Source organism: Gordonia tangerina (assembly GCF_021556435.1).
In the GTDB taxonomy this organism is placed as follows: Bacteria; Actinomycetota; Actinomycetes; order Mycobacteriales; family Mycobacteriaceae; genus Gordonia; species Gordonia tangerina.
On the sequence record NZ_JAKGCU010000001.1, the window covers coordinates 537,010 to 553,528 of the forward strand.

The 16,519-nt window shown below is 66.2% G+C and carries 13 protein-coding genes; 6 read left to right on the forward strand and 7 right to left on the reverse strand.

The genetic code is table 11. From position 1 onward, the window contains the following. Positions 1-115 precede the first annotated feature (115 nt). Genes L1892_RS02520 through L1892_RS02530 form a run of 3 tightly spaced genes read left to right on the forward strand, consistent with a single transcriptional unit; the run spans position 116 to position 5,291 of the window. The gene (locus tag L1892_RS02520) at positions 116-2,374 is read left to right on the forward strand and encodes a glycerol-3-phosphate 1-O-acyltransferase (RefSeq protein ID WP_235721851.1); all 2,259 of its coding nucleotides are present in this window, start codon (positions 116-118) and stop codon (positions 2,372-2,374) included. Beyond that, complete coding sequence (locus tag L1892_RS02525; RefSeq protein ID WP_235721852.1) at positions 2,371-3,855, forward strand: HAD-IB family hydrolase; 1,485 nt, start codon at positions 2,371-2,373, stop codon at positions 3,853-3,855. Before L1892_RS02520 ends, L1892_RS02525 begins: the two co-directional genes overlap by 4 nt. Further along, on the forward strand, positions 3,852-5,291 hold the full coding sequence (locus L1892_RS02530) for a wax ester/triacylglycerol synthase domain-containing protein (protein WP_235721853.1): 1,440 nt from the start codon (positions 3,852-3,854) through the stop codon (positions 5,289-5,291). Before L1892_RS02525 ends, L1892_RS02530 begins: the two co-directional genes overlap by 4 nt. Positions 5,292-5,295: 4 nt before the next feature. Here L1892_RS02530 and L1892_RS02535 read toward each other — a convergent pair whose 3' ends face one another. Both L1892_RS02535 and L1892_RS02540 read right to left on the reverse strand, forming a co-directional pair. Then, the gene (locus tag L1892_RS02535) at positions 5,296-5,958 is read right to left on the reverse strand and encodes a phosphoribosyltransferase (RefSeq protein WP_235721854.1); all 663 of its coding nucleotides are present in this window, start codon (positions 5,956-5,958) and stop codon (positions 5,296-5,298) included. 4 nt (positions 5,959-5,962) lie between these two features. Beyond that, entirely contained in the window at positions 5,963-6,412 is a 450-nt protein-coding gene (locus L1892_RS02540; RefSeq protein WP_235721855.1) for a nuclear transport factor 2 family protein, read from the reverse strand. Positions 6,413-6,524: 112 nt separating this feature from the next. On the opposite strand from L1892_RS02540, the gene L1892_RS02545 reads away from it, so the two are divergent. After that, positions 6,525-7,409, forward strand: coding sequence for an SCO6745 family protein (locus L1892_RS02545; RefSeq protein ID WP_235721856.1), 885 nt, complete (start codon positions 6,525-6,527; stop codon positions 7,407-7,409). A 79-nt stretch (positions 7,410-7,488) separates the two neighbouring features. On the opposite strand, the gene L1892_RS02550 is transcribed toward L1892_RS02545, so the two are convergent. Beyond that, entirely contained in the window at positions 7,489-8,490 is a 1,002-nt protein-coding gene (locus tag L1892_RS02550) for a DMT family transporter (protein WP_235721857.1), read from the reverse strand. A 234-nt stretch (positions 8,491-8,724) separates the two neighbouring features. On the opposite strand from L1892_RS02550, the gene L1892_RS02555 reads away from it, so the two are divergent. Next, a complete protein-coding gene (locus L1892_RS02555; RefSeq protein ID WP_235722011.1) occupies positions 8,725-9,822 on the forward strand; it encodes an ATP-grasp domain-containing protein in 1,098 nt (365 codons plus the stop codon). Positions 9,823-9,861: 39 nt separating this feature from the next. On the opposite strand, the gene L1892_RS02560 is transcribed toward L1892_RS02555, so the two are convergent. Beyond that, positions 9,862-11,271 (reverse strand): amidohydrolase family protein, encoded by a 1,410-nt coding sequence (locus L1892_RS02560; protein WP_235721858.1) that lies wholly within the window; start codon positions 11,269-11,271, stop codon positions 9,862-9,864. Between the two features lie 105 nt (positions 11,272-11,376). Continuing rightward, the gene (locus tag L1892_RS02565) at positions 11,377-11,562 is read right to left on the reverse strand and encodes a hypothetical protein (RefSeq protein WP_235721859.1); all 186 of its coding nucleotides are present in this window, start codon (positions 11,560-11,562) and stop codon (positions 11,377-11,379) included. A 30-nt stretch (positions 11,563-11,592) separates the two neighbouring features. Between L1892_RS02565 and L1892_RS02570 the strand changes: the two genes are divergently transcribed. Then, positions 11,593-12,243, forward strand: a complete 651-nt coding sequence (locus L1892_RS02570; protein WP_235721860.1) for a GAP family protein — start codon at positions 11,593-11,595, stop codon at positions 12,241-12,243. Positions 12,244-12,347: 104 nt separating this feature from the next. Here L1892_RS02570 and L1892_RS02575 read toward each other — a convergent pair whose 3' ends face one another. Next, positions 12,348-14,267: an HNH endonuclease signature motif containing protein gene (locus tag L1892_RS02575; RefSeq protein WP_235721861.1), complete on the reverse strand. Its 1,920-nt coding sequence runs from the start codon at positions 14,265-14,267 to the stop codon at positions 12,348-12,350. Positions 14,268-14,590: 323 nt separating this feature from the next. Further along, entirely contained in the window at positions 14,591-16,489 is a 1,899-nt protein-coding gene (locus L1892_RS02580) for an alkyl/aryl-sulfatase (protein WP_235721862.1), read from the reverse strand. Positions 16,490-16,519 lie beyond the last annotated feature (30 nt).

Here is a 16,519-nt window from a genome sequence, read left to right on the forward strand (position 1 = left end):
GACTCTCACCGAAAGCGCCCGACCGACCCGGTCTGCGCGCGACAATGGCCATGCCGTGGCGCTCGCAAGTGCGAGTCGCGGCGACGTCGGGGCCTGGACGCGAGAGGCGGTTGGCGTGGGCGAATCGGTGGTGCTGGCCGAGGTGCGGACAGCGTGCGAGTTGCGGGCGGTCAGCGAGTGGGCGGAGGTTCAGCACCCGGGCGCGCCGGTGCGGTCGGTGCGCGAGGCCGACCTTGATTCACTCGCCGACGACACCCTGCTGATTCCGGCGAGGGTGGCCTGGCTGCCTCCGGTCCGCAAAGGTGAGCGGCGGGTCACGATGGCCGACGTGCTCGTGCTGTCGAATCCGCGCCGCCCGGTCGCGCTCACCCAACCGGTCATCAAACGTCGCAGACCCGATCGGCTGCGGGTGGTGCAGGGCGAACCGGCCACGATCGCAGACCTCCGCCAACGTCATGCCCAGAATCTGGCCGAAGGCGAGTCGTTTTCCGCCTACGTGACGGTGCAGGCGGCGCTGTCGGCCGAACGTGCCGAACGTCAGATCGTCGGAGACCGCTACAAGGTGCCCCGACTGGTCGCCGAGCAGATCGGTACATCGGCGCGGTTCCAGGCGGGTGCAGCAAAACTCGCTGCCGAACTCGGTCGACCTGCCGCAGTCGTGGTGCAGGAGGCGACCGACAAGATGTCGACCTTCGTCGCCACCCAGAGCCGACTGATGGACGACGTCTTCTCGTCGATCTTCAGCAACCTGCATGACCGCACCTGGACGGTGTCGGTGGATCTCGGCACCCTCAACCGGCTCCGTGAGCTCAACAAGTCCACCGGTCTGATCTTCTTGCCGTCGCACCGCTCCTACGTCGATCCGCTGGTGCTCTCGGAGGTCCTGCGCAGCCACGACTTTCCACCCAATCTCGTTCTCGGCGGAAACAATCTGGCGTTCTGGCCGGTCGGTCCCATTGCCCGCCGCGCAGGAATGATCTTCATCCGCCGCAAGTTCGGGGCCGATCCCGTCTACAAGTTCGCCATGCGCTCGTACCTGTCGTTCATCGTGGAGAAGCGCTTCAATCTGGAGTGGTACATCGAAGGCGGACGCAGCCGGACCGGCAAGCTGCGCAAGCCGATGCTGGGTCTGCTCGCCTACGTCGTCGACGCGGTGGAACAGCTCGACGACGCCGACGTGATGATCGTGCCCACCTCCATCGTCTACGACCAATTGCACGAGATCGGCGCGATGGCGAAGGAATCCGCGGGCGGAACCAAGAAGCCGGAGGGCGTGGGCTGGCTGCTCAAATACGCGAAAGCCCAACGGCAGTATCTCGGCGAGGCGAGAGTCCGTTTCGGCGAACCGTTTTCGCTACGACAAGCGCTCGCCGATGCGGGCGAGGGTCCGGCGAAACTCGATAAGGTCGCTTTCGCGGTGATGGACGAGATCAATGCCGCCACACCGATCTCAGCGACCTCGCTGGCCGGCTTCGCGCTGCTCGGCGCCCGCGACCGCGCCTACACCGCGGCGGAGATCGAGACGATCCTGGCACCGTTGCTCGACTACATCGACCGCCGGGATCTGCCCGGGCCCGATCCCGATCTGTGTCGGGGTATCGGCTTGCGCCGCACCCTGGGGGTGCTCCACGACGCCGGTGTGCTCACCAGGTTCGATGGGGGCCCCGAGACCGTGTGGTCGATCGCGCCCGACAGCCACGCGGTGGCGGCCTACTACCGCAACGGGGCGCTGCACCATTTCGTCGACCGCGCCATCGTCGAACTCGGCCTGCTGGCCGCCGCGGGTGGTGCGTTGGCCGAAGACGGCTCCGGTGAACTGCTGCCGTCTGCTCAGCACGAGGCCCTGCGTATTCGTGACCTGTTGAAGTTCGAGTTCTTCTTTCCCGCCAAGGAGGTGTTCCTGCATCGGCTGGGCGCCGAACTGGACCTGATGTCCCCGGAATGGCGGACAGTCAATCCCGACCAGGCATGGACCGATCGCATCCTGCGTGAGCACGGTGGTTCGCTGGTCGCGCGACGAACCCTGCAGCCGTTCTTCGACGCGCAGTTGGTCGTTGCCGAAAGCCTGGTCGCGGCCGGTACCGACACCCCGATCGACAAGGACACCACGCTCGACGAATGTCTCGGCCTCGGTATGCAACTCGCATTGCAGAGCGTGGTCAAGAGTCGTGACTCGGTGTCCAGAGAGTTGTACGACGCGGCCTACCAGCTCGCCGACAACCGCCACCTCATCACCAGCGATGGAATCGAGGATCTGGCCGCCGGGCGCCAGGCGTGGCTCGACGAGGTGAACGTGATGCGGGACCGGTTGACGCGGATCGCCGCGATCGAGGCGGAGCATTTCGGGGAGGCCCTGCGCGGAGTGGCACGATGAGCACCTTCGCCGACCGGCTGCGGGAGATCCGGGCGGCACCGAGCGGCAAGAAGGTCGGCGCGTTCTTCGACTACGACGGCACCTTGATCGAGGGGTTCTCGGCGAGCGCCATCACGCGGGCGCGGTTACGCAGCATGGATTTCGGACTCGGCGAACTGACCGGTGCGATTCTGATCGCGTTGCGAGGGGTGACATCCGAACAGGACTACGCCGAGGTCCTCGAACTCACCAAACCCGCATTCGCCGGCAAAACCTATGCCGAACTGCTCGCGTTCGGAGACGACCTGTTCACCCATGAGACCGCGTCCTTTCTGCGGCCGCAGATGTGGCAGATCATCCGAGCGCATCGCGAGCGCGGACACCGGATTGTGATCGCCTCCTCGGCCACCCGGTTCCAGATCGAGCCGATCGCCCGCGAGATCGGCGCCGACCATGCCCTGGCCACCGACGTCGAGGTGGTCGACGGCGTCGTGACCGGCCGGGTGCTCGGCCGCCCGCTGTGGGGGCCGGGAAAGGCCGCTGCGGTCCGCGCATTGGCCAAGGAGCACGAGGTCGATCTCGACGCCTCGTTTGCCTACAGCGACGGCAACGAGGACATCCCGTACCTGGAGTCGGTGGGTCATCCGGCGGCGGTGTCACCGCGCTATGGGCTGCGGGCCGAGGCGGAGGCGCGCGGGTGGCCCATCATCGACCTGCGCAACCCCCGTCACAACCGGATGGCGATGGCCGTGCGGACCGGTGCCTTCTACGGGTCGTTCATCGGTGCAGCGGTGCTCGGTGCCGCCGGCGGGTTGGTGCGACGCGACCCGAGCGTGCTGGTGGAGTCGGCCATCCCGACCGGCAACGACGTCGGGCTCGCGCTGGCCGGGATCGACGTGGCGGTCCTCGACGGCGCGCAGTACCTGACCTCGAATCGGCCGTGCGTGTTCGTGTTCAATCACCAGTCCAAACTCGATCTGCCGGTGCTGATCCACCTCATTCGGCGCGACGCGACCGGGGTGGCCAAGAAAGAGGTCAAGCGGGTTCCGGTGCTGGGGCAGATACTCGACGCGGCCGGGTTGGTGTTCATCGACCGAGGCGACCCAGGTCGTGCGATCGAGCAACTCAGACCCGCCATCGGAAAACTTCGCGACGAGGGGGTCTCGTTGGTGGTGGCCCCGGAGGGCACCCGGTCGTCGACACCGCGGATCGGGCCGTTCAAGAAGGGGCCGTTCCACATCGCGATGCAGGCCGGCGTCCCGGTGGTGCCCGTGGTGTTGCGCAACACCGGCGAATTGATGTGGCGGGGTGCGCAGTTGATCGCACCGGGGACAGTCGAGGTGAAGGTTCTGCCACCCGTCGACACCTCGCGCTGGCGGGCCGAGACCGTCGGCGACCATGCGGAGGAGGTGCGGCAGATGTTCATCACGACGCTGGCCGACTGGCCGGTGGAATCCTTTGAGGACGGCCGTATGACGCGATCGACAGGGGACAACCGATGAGCGAACCCGATCGGCCGCTGGACTGGGCCAACGAACCGCACATGAGTGCGGTCGATGCGCTGATGTGGCGTGGCGACACCGACCGTCGACTGCGTGGCACCATCTGCATGATCGAGATCTACGACTGTGCGCCCGAGTGGGATCGGCTGATCGAAGCCCATGACTGGGGTAGTCGCATGGCGCCTCGGTTCCGGCAACGGGTGATCGATTCGCCGTTCGGGACCGGCACCCCGAGTTGGGCAGTCGATCCCGACTTCGACCTGCATTACCACGTGCGTCGGATGCGGTTGTCCGGCGACGGTTCGATGCGCGAGCTCTTCGCCATCTGTGAGCAACTCGCGATGACCGCACTCGACCCCGGCCGACCGCCGTGGGAGGGCACGCTGATAGAGGGGCTCCCGGACGGCAGGGCGGCCTACTTCCTCAAGGCCCATCACGCGCTGACCGACGGGATGGGCGCGATACTCGGTTTGGCACAACTCCATTCGACCTCGCGTGAGCCGATCCCGGGCAAGCCGCAACCGCCGCGCCCGGAGCCGGTCACCGTCTCGGCGCTCGACGTACTCGGCCGTCAACTGGCCGAAGAGGTGCAGCGGCTACCGCATCGCGTCGACACCACCTGGCGAGGTGTGCGCGCTCTTGCCCATCCGCGGCGAGCGCTGAGCACCGCGCTGCGGTACAGCCGATCGGTACCCCGGGTGGCCGGGCTCGTCAGCCCACCAGGGTCGCCGCTGTTGGCGCAACGCAGCCTCTCGTGGCGGTTCAGCGCGTTCGAGGTGCCGTTCGACGACCTGAAAGCGGCCGGTAAGGCGGCGCGGGCGTCGGTGAACGACGCCTACCTGGCGGGGCTGATCGGTGGATTCCGGCTCTATCACGAGAAGATGGGGCGGCCCGTCGACGCGATCCCCGTTGCCATCCCGATCTCGGTGCGTCGCCCCGAGGACCCGGCCGGGGGCAACCGGATCGCGGTGGGCCGCATGGCCGGACCGGTGGGGATCGAGGATCCGTTCGAGCGACTACTCACCATTCGTGAACAGGTGCGCGCCGCGCGCACCGAACCCGCCGTCGACATCTTCAACACCCTCGGCTCGCTGCTGGCCTGGTTACCGGGACAGGTACTGGCCCAATTCAGCGGTGCGACAACGCAGAACGATCTGCAGGCCAGCAACGTGCCCGGAATCCCCTGGGACACCTACGTCGCCGGTGCGAAGGTGGAGCGGATGTTCCCGTTCGGGCCGCTGCCCGGCTGTGCGGTGATGGCCACGATGATCACCCACAACGGCGTCGCCTGCCTGGGCCTGAACTCCGATGCCGCGTCCATCACCGAACCAGAGCTCTTCGCCGACTGTCTCGTCGACGGCTTCAACGAGATCCTTGCCCTGGCCGCCGACGGTGACGACCCGCGTGCCGCCGGGACGATGCGGCGGGTGATCTGATCGGTCACGGCTGCTGCAGGCTGCGACGCACCTCGTCGTCATCGACCTGCCGGAAATCGTCGTAGGAGCCGCCGACGGCGTAGAACGGCTCCGGGATGCTGACGCAGAGCACCTTGTCGACCTCGTCCTCGGCGGCGAACCGGTCGAGCACATCGCGCGGACCGGTCGGCACGGCGACGATCACGGCGTCGGCGCCTGCAGCACGTACCGCCCGCAACGCCACCTCCATCGTGGACCCGGTCGCCAGGCCGTCATCCACCAGGATCACCGTGCGTCCACGCACAGATAGCGGTTCGCGACCCTGCCGGTAGCGGCGTTCCCGGTCGACCCGGATCCGGTCCTCGCGGTCGACGATCTGCCGGAACTGCTCCTCGGACACCCCCAACCGGCGCGGCACGTCGTCGTTGACGACGATCTCGCCGGCAGCGATGGCGCCCATCGCGAACTCGGGGTGATCCGGTGCGCCGAGTTTGCGTACCACCAGCACATCGAGCCGGGCACCGAGCGCCGAGGCCACCTCCCGGGCGACGGGCACTCCACCGCGCGCCAACCCGAGAACCACGGTGCGGTCGGCCGCGTCCATGAGCGCTGGATCGGCGCTCAACATCCTGCCGAGCGAGGCGCCGGCCTCGGTCCGGTTAGCGAAGACCTCACTGCGGCGCCACATCGCGTCACACCTTGATCGCGGGGCCGATGTCGACGGCGAAACTCGGCAGGTCGGCCAAGCTCATCTTGGCCTCGTAGGTGCGGTCGTAGCCGGTGGCGCAGATCCGCCATCCCTGATCGGTCCGGCGATAGCGATCGCGGTAGAACGCTGCGCCGATCAGCATGAACTGGAAGTCGGGCACGATGACCCGATCCTGCAGATACCAACGGCCGGTCGCGCAATCACCCTCGACGTCGATCTCCGGATGGGCGACGCGATGTTCGGTGATCACCGCGGGCCCCACCGAGGTGCGCATGTAGTCGACCAGTTCGGCGCGGTTGCCGAAGTTCAGACTCGAGCCGTATTCACCGGTGACGTCGTCGGTGAGGGTTTCGGCGAACACATCCCAGTCCTTGGTGTCCAAGGCGCGCAAGTACCGGTACTTGAGCTGTTTGATCGACTCGAGATCATCCATGCACTCAACATCTACCGGGTCGACCCGGTCCGCGGAAGGGATTGGGTGCACGTACCCAGCCGGGTGGGTGCGGTGGTTGACAGGTCGCGGCGCCGACGCGAATGTGGACGACATGACCTCATCCGTCGGTGAATCCGATCAGCAACGGGCGCGACGCGCCTACGAGACCATCGAGCCGTTCCATGTCCTCGCGTACTTCAATCGGGGCCTGCGCGAGGCCCAGCAGGACACCGGTCTCGACGGCCACGGGTTCTATGTCGGCGCGCGCGGTGCCCCGATGGGTGACTGCGATGCCGCGGTGGTGACCGCCGCGTTCTTCAACTTCTCTGCCGATGTCATCACGCCGGCCTGGCAAGCGGCCCGTGACGTGGGGCTCGATCGGGTCGCCGCACGCCGTGACCAGATGCTCGACGAGCAATTGGGTGCAGTCCTCGGCGACCTGGTCGAGGACCCGGAGATCCGCGATCTCGAGAAGCGTTATCGGGAGATCGCGGCCGATCTGCCGATGGGCGGGCGGCCTCTGGCTGCCGGCTGGAACGCCTCCCCAGTGCCCGATGTGCCGCACGTTGCGCTGTGGCAGGCGATTGCGATCATCCGGGAGTGGCGCGGTGACAACCACATCGCCGTCCTGGTCAACCATCAGTTCGGCGGGCTCGACGCGGTCGTCTTCCACGAGGCTCAACTGCCCGACCCCACGATTCGTCGGCGGGTGCTGGGCCGCAAGCTGGTGCAGCTGACCCGTGGATGGTCCGACGAGGCGTGGGAGGGTTCGGTGGACCGGCTCGTCGCCCGCGGTCTGGCGACCCGCACCGACGACGGCCATCAGCTCTCGGATGCCGGGGTCTCGCTCTATCAGGCCATGGAGGCCGAGACCGACGCGCTTACCGCACCCGCCTGGTCGGGTAGCGGCGTCGACGATCTTCTCGAACGCACCCGCCCATATGTGAAGGCGGTCATCGACGCCGGAGTCCTGCCCGGCACCCGCAAGAAGGACTGATATCTCTGGCTGCAGTTCCGGGTTCCGGCTTGGGACCGGACCTGCGGCCACACCCGGCAGGCACGGCCAGAACTTCTGGTCACGAGGTGCTGCCAGGCGGCGGTGCGTCGATATCGTCGTCGTACGGCTCCGCGATGGGTTCGGGTTCGGATTCACGGCCGCGTCGCCAGCCACCCTTCTGCGGCGGGGCCTCGCCGAAGTGGTCGGGGTCCCCCGAGCCGTACCAGGCGACCAGTACCGCACCCACCACGGCGCCGACGAAGCCGACGATCGCCAGCCAGCCGAGCCCGGCTTTGGCGTTGTCGTTGAGGAACAGCACGCCGACCAGGCTGGGGCCGGCCGTCTCGCCGACCACCAGTACCGCGGTGACCCCGTTGACCGCACCGACCTGCAGTGCGACGGTCTGCACGAAGAATCCGACCGCGCCCGCGACCGCGATCGTCCAGGCGGCCGGATCGGTGATCAGCGCGATTGGGTCGAAGGGGTCCACGCCGTCGAGGACACGCACGGCGATCGCGATGACACCGAACAACAGGCCGGCGGTCGCGCCGCCGACGATTGCCGCATGCCTGCCGAGCCGGTAGACGCCGAACAGGGCGATGGCGCACAGGCCGAGCGTGGCGACGAACAACTCCCAGTGGAAGACGGCGCTTTCGCCGCCACCGGTGTGGTGTTCGGCCGACAGTCCGAGTAGACACAGCGACAGCACGACCAGCCAGATCGCGATCCAATCGCGGGTGTGCAGTGCGATGTTGAGCATGATCGTGCCCAGCAGGGCAGTCACCACGAGGTTGGCCGACACAATGGTCTGGGACAGGAAGAGCGGCAGGAAGCGTGCGGCGAGTGCGCCACCTGCGAAGCCGACGACGACCATCATGGTGCCGAGGATGAAGGCCGGATCGAGGAACGTGGAGGTGGTGGACCGCAGCGACGGACCGCCGGCGGCGTTGGTGTACGACGCCTCGGTGCCTTCCGCACGAGCAGTCATCGCCACTCGCCGCGCGCCCAGTGCACGCAGCACCGTGGACATGCCGTAGGCGATCGCAGCGAGACAGGCGGCGATGACGCCGATCACGAACATCCCACACCCTCCCCACACCTGGTCACAGCCGTTTCCCGAGTCACATCAGGATTGTGCAACGTTCTGGGCGGCCCGACTATTCCTTTTCTGCCGTTGTTTTCCGCGGCGTCGGCCGACTCCGGTGAGAGAGCCTAATGGGCCTCTCCTACACTCACGACGGTGGGCACTACCGGTAGCAAACGCGTCCTGATCACATTCGGGCGATCATTTCTCACCCTGGAACTGGCCCGGCTGATGTCGGCGGCCGGTCATCGCGTGACCATCGTGGACAGCATTCCCATCGGTGTCACCCGGTTCTCCCACGCCACGACGTCGTTTCATCGGGTCCCGGCACCGAAGTTCGAACCGCGGGCGTATTGCCATGCCTTGGCGAAGATCGTCACCGATGAACACATCGACATGGTCATCCCGATTCATGAGGAAACCGACATCCTGTCGATGATGGTGGATCTCTTCCCACCCGAGTGTGAACTGTTCCTGTCCGACTTCGATACCGAGAATCGGCTGCACAACAAGTTCGAATTCCAGCATCTGCTCGCCGACAAACAATTCCAGACGATGAAGTTCGCGCAGGTGCGCGGACCGCAGGATGTGGCCGGACTGGATTTTGACGCGCCGTTCGCACTCAAGGAGTGCTATTCGCGCGGATCACAGCAGGTGCACAAGGTGATGCCGGGGGATTCGCTGGACTGGCTCGAGTTCGATCCGCTCAACCCGTGGTTGGCGCAGGAGTGGGTCTCGGGCAAGCAGTACTGCACATATTCGATCGTCCGTGAGGGGCACATCCACGCTCACGCGACCTATCCGGTCGACTATGCGATCGGCGGAAGTTCGTGCCTCAACTTCCGGTCGGTTCGCCACGACGGCATCTTCGACTGGATCTCGGAGTTCGTGCGGGACATGAACTTCACTGGGCAGGTGGGTTTCGACTTCATCGAGCATCCCGGGCGCGGGCTGTACTGCATCGAATGCAATCCCCGGGCCACCAGCGGGATCATGATGTTCGCTCCGGCTGACGGCGTCGATCGGGCCTTCTTCGGTGAGAACGATGACGTCATCACCCCGGACCCCAACGTGGACAAGATGATCGGGTTGGGCATGCTGCTCTACGGCTGGCGCAAGGATTCCCGCGGCGACCGCAGCCTCCGAGAGTTCGTACGGGACTTCCGGGGCGCTAGCGATGTGATCGGTTCGCCCGGCGACAACCGTCCCGCCGTGCTACTACCGGTCGCTTACCTCGGAATCCTGCGCAGCTGCCTGAAGTATCGCGTCGGTCTCGCCGAGGGTTTGATGCACGATCACGAGTGGGACGGCCTCCGCATCTCCGAGTGACTCCTGCTCCCTGCGTAGAGGACCGTCGCGAAGGGCGCCTCACGCTGTGGTCGACACCTGCACCCGTCGACCACGCACATACACCTCGGCGATGGCCGGCTCCCGCAGACCCATCAGCAGCGCGAACAACGTCTGGTCGCGCGCGGTGCGGTCGTCGTCGGCGCGAATCCCTTGCGTCAGAATCGCTTCCAGTGGTGGCCAACGATCGGGTTCGATGACGAGGAAGTCCGCTTCCTTGCCGTCGTCGAAGTTCCCGAAGCGGTCCTCCATATCGAGCGCGCGGGCACCGGCGAGGGTGCCGGTGAACAACATCTCGGCCGGGTGGATCGCCACACCGGCATCGCCGGGCTCGCTCAGATGCACCTTGAAGGCGTCGGACAGCACCCGGGAGATCAACCATTCGTCGCCGGCGCCAACGTCGCTGCCGGCCGCGACCGTGATCCCGGCGGCGAGCGTACGCTGCCACGGCATGGTTCCGGAGCCCAGGAACAGTTGGGACACCGGGCAATGCGCGATCGACGTGCCGGTCTCGGCCATCCGGGCGAGTTCGGTGTCGGTGCAGTGCACCGCGTGCGCCATGATCGTGCGCCGACCCAGCAGGCCGGCACCGCCGACGCGGCTGCCCGGAAGGAACCGGCCGTCGTAGGTGTCGAGGTAGGACTCGACCCCGAAGAGTTTTCTGACGGTGTCGATCTCGCCGTCGCCGGGCCGGTTGTTCTCGTTGAGGTGGGTGTGCACGTAGACCCCGCGGTCGCGGACGTCGGCGTAGAGCTCGCCCAGGTTGGCCAGGGTCTCGGTGGTCACCGACAGGGCGAACCGGGGCACGATGGCTGAGTGCAGCAGTGCGGTGTCAGGAGCGCCGGTGTCCGCTGCGTGCCACTTCTCGATCTCGGCTGCGGTGAGCTCGATGGCTTCGCGCTCGGAGGTGAGCAGCGGCTCGGCCGACGGGCCGCCCACCGTTTGGATACCCCGCCCGCTGACCAGTCGCAGCCCCGCACGTCGGGTCTCGGTGAACAGGGCGTCCTGAGCGTGCGGAAAGGCGGAGCCGAACACCATCGCGGCGGTGGTACCGACCGCGACCCGACGGGCGCAGAAGTCGCGAGCGATCCGGGTGGCGAAGTCCGGATCGGCCAGCCGGGCCTCGGCCGGGAAGATGCACGAGTCGAGCCACTCCAGCAGTTGTCCGCCACCGTAGGCGTCGACCGAATAGGTCTGCGGAAAGTGGATGTGGGTGTCGACGAAACCGGGGATGAGGTAGGCGTCGCCGTGGTCGCGGATCGTCTCGGTGGCGTCGGCCGGTCGGGCATCGCGCGGCCCGCAATAGGTGATGATTCCGTCGTCATCGACGACCAGTGCGCCGTCGGGGAACCAGACCAGCGCGTCGTCGGCGGCGGATGCCCGGGGACGTCCGGCGATATGGAAGATCTGGCCGAGGTGGGTGATGCTCACCCGGCAACGAAAGCACAGGATCGGCTGTTCGGCCGGATGAGCGTGAGGGCTCGTGCAGGTAAGATTCGCTACACCGCGGCCAGACGGATCGCCGGTGACGCCACCTCAGGGGGTATTCATGAAGCGCAGGATGAGCACGGCCTTGGGGGTCACCGCGGCGGTGTTGGGCCTTGGTCTGCTGTGTGCTCCGGCAGCGAGCGCCGCCACCGTCGAGCCACACCAGGCTGCCAGTCCCTTCGGTTCGGCGAGTATCTGTGTCACCATTCCGATCGGGCCGGCGACAGTGAACATCTGCGTCTGACACCGGACGGAGAGCATCGGATGGGATCTGTGATCGGCGAGTTGGTGCCGCTCGCGGTCGGCGTGGCGATCTCTCCCATCCCGATCATCGGTGTCATCGCGATGATGCTCGGACAGCACGCGCGCACCACCAGTGTCGGCTTCGTGCTGGGTTGGCTGGTCGGGATCGTGGCGGCCACGACGATCTTCCTGGTCGTCGGTGGGGCGCTCGATGAAAGATCATCGTCGAGCGGATGGGTGAAACTCGTCCTCGGGGTCATCCTGCTGCTGTACGGGTTTCGGACCTGGCGCAGCCGCGACGCCGAGAGCTCGCAGCCGCGGTGGATGTCTGCGATCGACAAGATGCGCGCTCCGGCGGCCACCGGTCTCGGAGTGGCGCTGGCGGCGGTCAACCCGAAGAACCTGGTGCTGTGTGCATCGGCGGGTGTCACGATTGGCTCCGCGTCACTGGCGTGGGGAGCCGATGCGGCGCTCGTGGCGATCTTCACGGTGCTGGCCGCGACGACGGTGGTGGTTCCCGTCGTCGCGTACCAGTTCGCCGCTGATCACCTGCGCGACCCGATGGACCGGCTCAAGGTGTGGTTGGAGGCCAACAATGCGACGGTCATGGGCGTGCTGATCCTGGTGATGGGTGCAGTGCTGATCGGCAAGGGGATCTCGGGACTCGGCTGATATTTGTGGCCCTGCGGGTTCTCGGGTTCAGGACCGTAAGGACGGTGGTTGTCACTGCTCAGGCGGACGCAGGGAAGACGACGCGGACAGTTTCGCGCCGCCGATCACCTGGGGTAGGTGACGATGGTCTGTCCGGTGCGGGCGTTGCGCCAGGTGATGGTGCGGTCGGTGTGCATGGTCGGTATCCACGGCCCGTCATGTTTGCGGTCGTGGTCGGGGCGGCACAGGGGTGCGAGGTTGAAGGCCACGGTCCAGCCGCCGGCCAACGGGTCGGCATGGCAGAACTTGTGTAGGTGGTCGAGTTCGCACTCTTCGGATGGTCGCCCGCAGTAGGGATAACGGCAGCGCCGGTCGAGTTGAATGATCTCCGCCCGCAATGCCGCTGACGGTTTATAGGTCAGTGCCCCCGGTGGTGGGGTGGCGAATCCGCCGTGCCCGGTGGGGTCGATCGGTGGGGCCGGTGTGCGGTTGCCGAAGATGATCAACCCGCTGGCGGTACGGGTTTCACTCGGTCGGGCGGTGATGGTGCTGGCGTGTGGTGCGATCCGAGCGGCATGGGCCGGATCAATCGCCCCGTAGCCCATCAGGCGGGCCGGGTCGAGACCGGTCGGGTCGCGCAGCAGGGTCAGGCCGGGGACGACGAGGTCGGAATCGGAATCGGTGTCGGAATCGGTGTGAGCATCGGCCACGGCGGCGTCGTGCTCGGCAGGTGGTGCGGTGATGAAGTCTCGTCGCGGTTCCGGGAAGGGCGCGACATGATCGGCTTCGGCGTGATCGCTTCCGGTGTCGGACTGTTCGCTCTCGCCCTCGATGTCACGGTCGGCGTCGATGTCGGCGAGGGTGATCGGCTGTTCTTCTGCCGCATCAGGCCCACCCATGGCGGGTTCGTCGGCGCTCTGGCCAGATGCGCTGGCGTCGTCAGCCGTGCTGGAGTCGACCGACGACTCGCGCACACTGTCGGTGACCGAACCCGGGGTGGTGGCGGGTGCCGGGTTGTTGGTGCGGGTCTGGCGGGCGGGGCAGGTGTCGTCGCCGCAGTGGCAGCGCAGCTTGGCGCCGGGGGCTTTGATGATTTCGGCGAACGCGGCGACGCGTTGGGCTTTGATGCTGCGCCCATCACGGCGACACACCCGTCGGCTGATCAAGGCGCTGATGCGGTCACGCAGGTGCACGCCGTGTTCGGCGGGGATGCAGGCGTCGACGGTCATGTGACCGAACGCTTCGGCACCGATCGTCACATCCCCGAACAGATCGGTGATGTCCTCGCGGGTCTCGGCGGCTCGATCGGGGTCGAGGCTGATGATGATGGCGTCGAGATCATCTCGCAGAGCGGTGTCGGTGGTGGGTCGGCTGGCCAGATCGAGCACCACATCATCGAAATCCCACGGCTCATCCTCGTCGGCGGGATTGTCGGTAACAGGATCGGGGTCGGTGTCGGCCGCAGCATCACCAGCCTCGTCGGAGCCGACGTCGTCAGTGCTGTCACCGTCGGTGTCGGGATCGAGGTCGGCTGCGGGGTCGTCGAGGTCGAGGGTGAGTTCCTCCTCGACATCCTTGCTCTCGGTGTCGGGTTTGTCGGTGGTTTCGGCGTTGCCGGCGAGTTCGCCCAGTCGTGCTCGCAGGTCGCCGGTGGGGCCGGTGGCGGCGCCGCGGATGGCCACACCCAGCCGGTGGGGCCTCAGGTCGCCGGCACGGAAGGCATCACGAATCTTGGGGTGCTCGTCGAGCAGTTCGTCAAGACCAACCCATTCGCTGGCTTGACGTCGCGAAATACCCAACTGCAGCGAGATTTCGCCTTTCGCGGCCTTATCGGCGGCATTGCGGATGCGGTTCGGAACGTAATCGTTGTAGCCGGTGATGCGCTCGTTGTAAGTGGATTGACCGATCTGACGGGCGATCTGCATCGCCAGAGCCTGGGCTTGATTACTCAACCGCAACAAATCGCGACCGTACTGCGCCAACTCATCGAGACTGCTCGAGGCCAGCAGAGCGTCGTCGGCAGCACGGTCGGTGAAAGTGAACACGAAACACTCCTTTCCGGCGGCAACAGCGAGATCGGGTTCGGGATCAGTTGGTGGGGAATCGAACTGCTATCAGACTATCGGGAGGGTCTGACAACTTTGGTGCGCTGCGGGACGGCTGGGGATGGACTTGATCGGTAGGTGTTGGGTTCAGGATAGCGGCGGGGTCCGACAACTCTTGGTGCGTGAGTGTGGTTGCGGTGGTGGGCTCTTCGTGACACGGCCTCGCAAGCTCGGTCGCTCCCCAGGGGGCAGGAGCAGCGCCCGTTCCTCGGGCACTCCTCGGCGGCAGGAATCAGGTGAACACGATCAATCTCGAATCTCGATCACGGGGTGACGATGGTGAAATCCGGGTCCGGCGCGTCGAGGTAGCCGACCAGTTCGCGGAACCTGTCGATGTCACCCTCCACGGTGGCCGACCGGACCTTGACCGCGTCGTCGAGGTCGACTCCACCGAGCAGTATCCCCATCAGCGTCGACTTGCTCAGCGTGAATGTCACATCAGTGGCGTCGGCGGAATCGAGGGGGACGTCGAAGTGCACGAGCAGACCGTTGCGCAGTTCGGTGCGATGGCGACGATCGAGGCCCGTCAGCACCCAGTCGACGACGATGTGGGCGTCCCAACACGCCGGGCCGTCAACGCGGAGACTCACCGCATCGAACAACTGGTCCACCGACATCGCGCCCGCGATGTCCGCCGACGCGGTGGTGGTGGGCGTGCCGACGGGGCCGTTGCGCAATTCGTGGGCACCCATGAGATAGAAATTGCGCCAGGTGCCGTTCTCCGCGCCGTAGCCGAGCTGCTCGAAGGTGTCGGCCTGCAACTGTTTCGCTTCGTCGTTGGTCGGGTCAGCGAAGATGACATAATTCAACACGGTTGCCGTCCAACGGAAGTCGCCGTCGTCGAACGTAGCGCGCGCCTTGGTGATGACCTCGTCCGCTCCGCCCATGAACTCCACATGACGGCGAGCCGACTCCTCGGGCGGATGCTCCCAGAGGTGCGCTGGGTTGCCGTCGAACCAGCCCATGTAGCGCTGATAGATGGCCTTCACGTTGTGACTCACCGAACCGTAATACCCGTGGGTGTGCCAGGCGTTCTCGAGTGCGGGCGGTAGCACGATGTCCTCGGCGATCTCCAACCCGGTTCTGCCCTGGTTCAACTGCCGCAGTGTCTGATCGTGCAGATAGCCGTACAGGTCTCGTTGCAGCGACAGGAATTCGGTGAGTTGCTCGGTGCCCCAGGTCGGCCAATGATGGGAGGCGAACAGCACATCGGATCGGGCGGCGAACATGGTGATGGCCTCGGTCAGGTACTTCGACCAGACGTGCGGATCGCGCACGAGGGCGCCGCGCAGCGTCAGGAGGTTGTGCAGGGTGTGGGTGGCGTTCTCCGCCATGCACAGTGCCCGCATCTGCGGGAAGTGGAAATTCATCTCCGCGGGCGCCTCGGTGCCCGGTGTCATCTGGAACTCGATGGTCACACCGTCGACGGTCTCGGTCTGCCCGGTGGTGGTGATGTTGAGCGTCGGCAGGATCAGGGTTGCCGTTCCGGTGGACGTCGATTGCCCGAGGCCGGCACCCACGGCGCCCTGCGGCCCACGCGGCAATGCGGCTCCGTACATGTACGCGGCGCGGCGTCCCATTGCCGTTCCGGCATAGACGTTTTCTGCGACCGCGTGCTCGACCATGCCGACCGGCGCGATGATCGCGCACTCCCCGGCATCGACGGCCTCCTGGCTGATCACACCCTTCACGCCGCCGAAATGGTCGATGTGCGAATGGGTGTAGATGACCGCCTTCACCGGACGTGCGCCCCGATGCTCCCGGTACAGTCGCAATCCCGCTGCGGCGGTCTCGGCCGAGATCAACGGATCGATGATGATCACGCCCTCGTCGCCCTCGATCACCGTCATATTCGACAGGTCGAGACCACGCAGCTGATAGATTCGATCGGCGACCTCGAAGAGTCCTTGTTGTGCCACCAGACCCGACTGACGCCACAGACTGGGATTGGCCGTGGGCGGGCAGTCCTCGGCAAGGAAGCCGAATTCGTCGCAATCCCAGGCCGTTGCACCGTCGGCCCGCGAGATCACGGCAGGGTCGAGCTTCGCGATGAGGCCGCGGGCCGCATCGTCGACATCATGCGTGTCGTCGAAGGGCAACGTCGCGTGCGCGTCCGAGTTCGCTGCCGCCACTGCTTGACTGGCTTCACGGGGACTCCCCACGGAGATCACCTCTTCTGTGTTGTCATCGAC

Excerpts from the sequence above, each read along its gene's own strand:
- L1892_RS02525 (WP_235721852.1), top strand. The coding sequence starts at position 2,371 with ATGAGCACCTTCGCCGACCGGCTGCGGGAGATCCGGGCGGCACCGAGC.
- L1892_RS02530 (WP_235721853.1), top strand. The coding sequence starts at position 3,852 with ATGAGCGAACCCGATCGGCCGCTGGACTGGGCCAACGAACCGCACATG.
- L1892_RS02535 (WP_235721854.1), bottom strand. The coding sequence starts at position 5,958 with ATGTGGCGCCGCAGTGAGGTCTTCGCTAACCGGACCGAGGCCGGCGCC.
- L1892_RS02540 (WP_235721855.1), bottom strand. The coding sequence starts at position 6,412 with ATGGATGATCTCGAGTCGATCAAACAGCTCAAGTACCGGTACTTGCGC.
- L1892_RS02545 (WP_235721856.1), top strand. The coding sequence starts at position 6,525 with ATGACCTCATCCGTCGGTGAATCCGATCAGCAACGGGCGCGACGCGCC.
- L1892_RS02550 (WP_235721857.1), bottom strand. The coding sequence starts at position 8,490 with ATGTTCGTGATCGGCGTCATCGCCGCCTGTCTCGCTGCGATCGCCTAC.
- L1892_RS02555 (WP_235722011.1), top strand. The coding sequence starts at position 8,725 with ATGTCGGCGGCCGGTCATCGCGTGACCATCGTGGACAGCATTCCCATC.
- L1892_RS02565 (WP_235721859.1), bottom strand. The coding sequence starts at position 11,562 with ATGTTCACTGTCGCCGGCCCGATCGGAATGGTGACACAGATACTCGCC.
- L1892_RS02570 (WP_235721860.1), top strand. The coding sequence starts at position 11,593 with ATGGGATCTGTGATCGGCGAGTTGGTGCCGCTCGCGGTCGGCGTGGCG.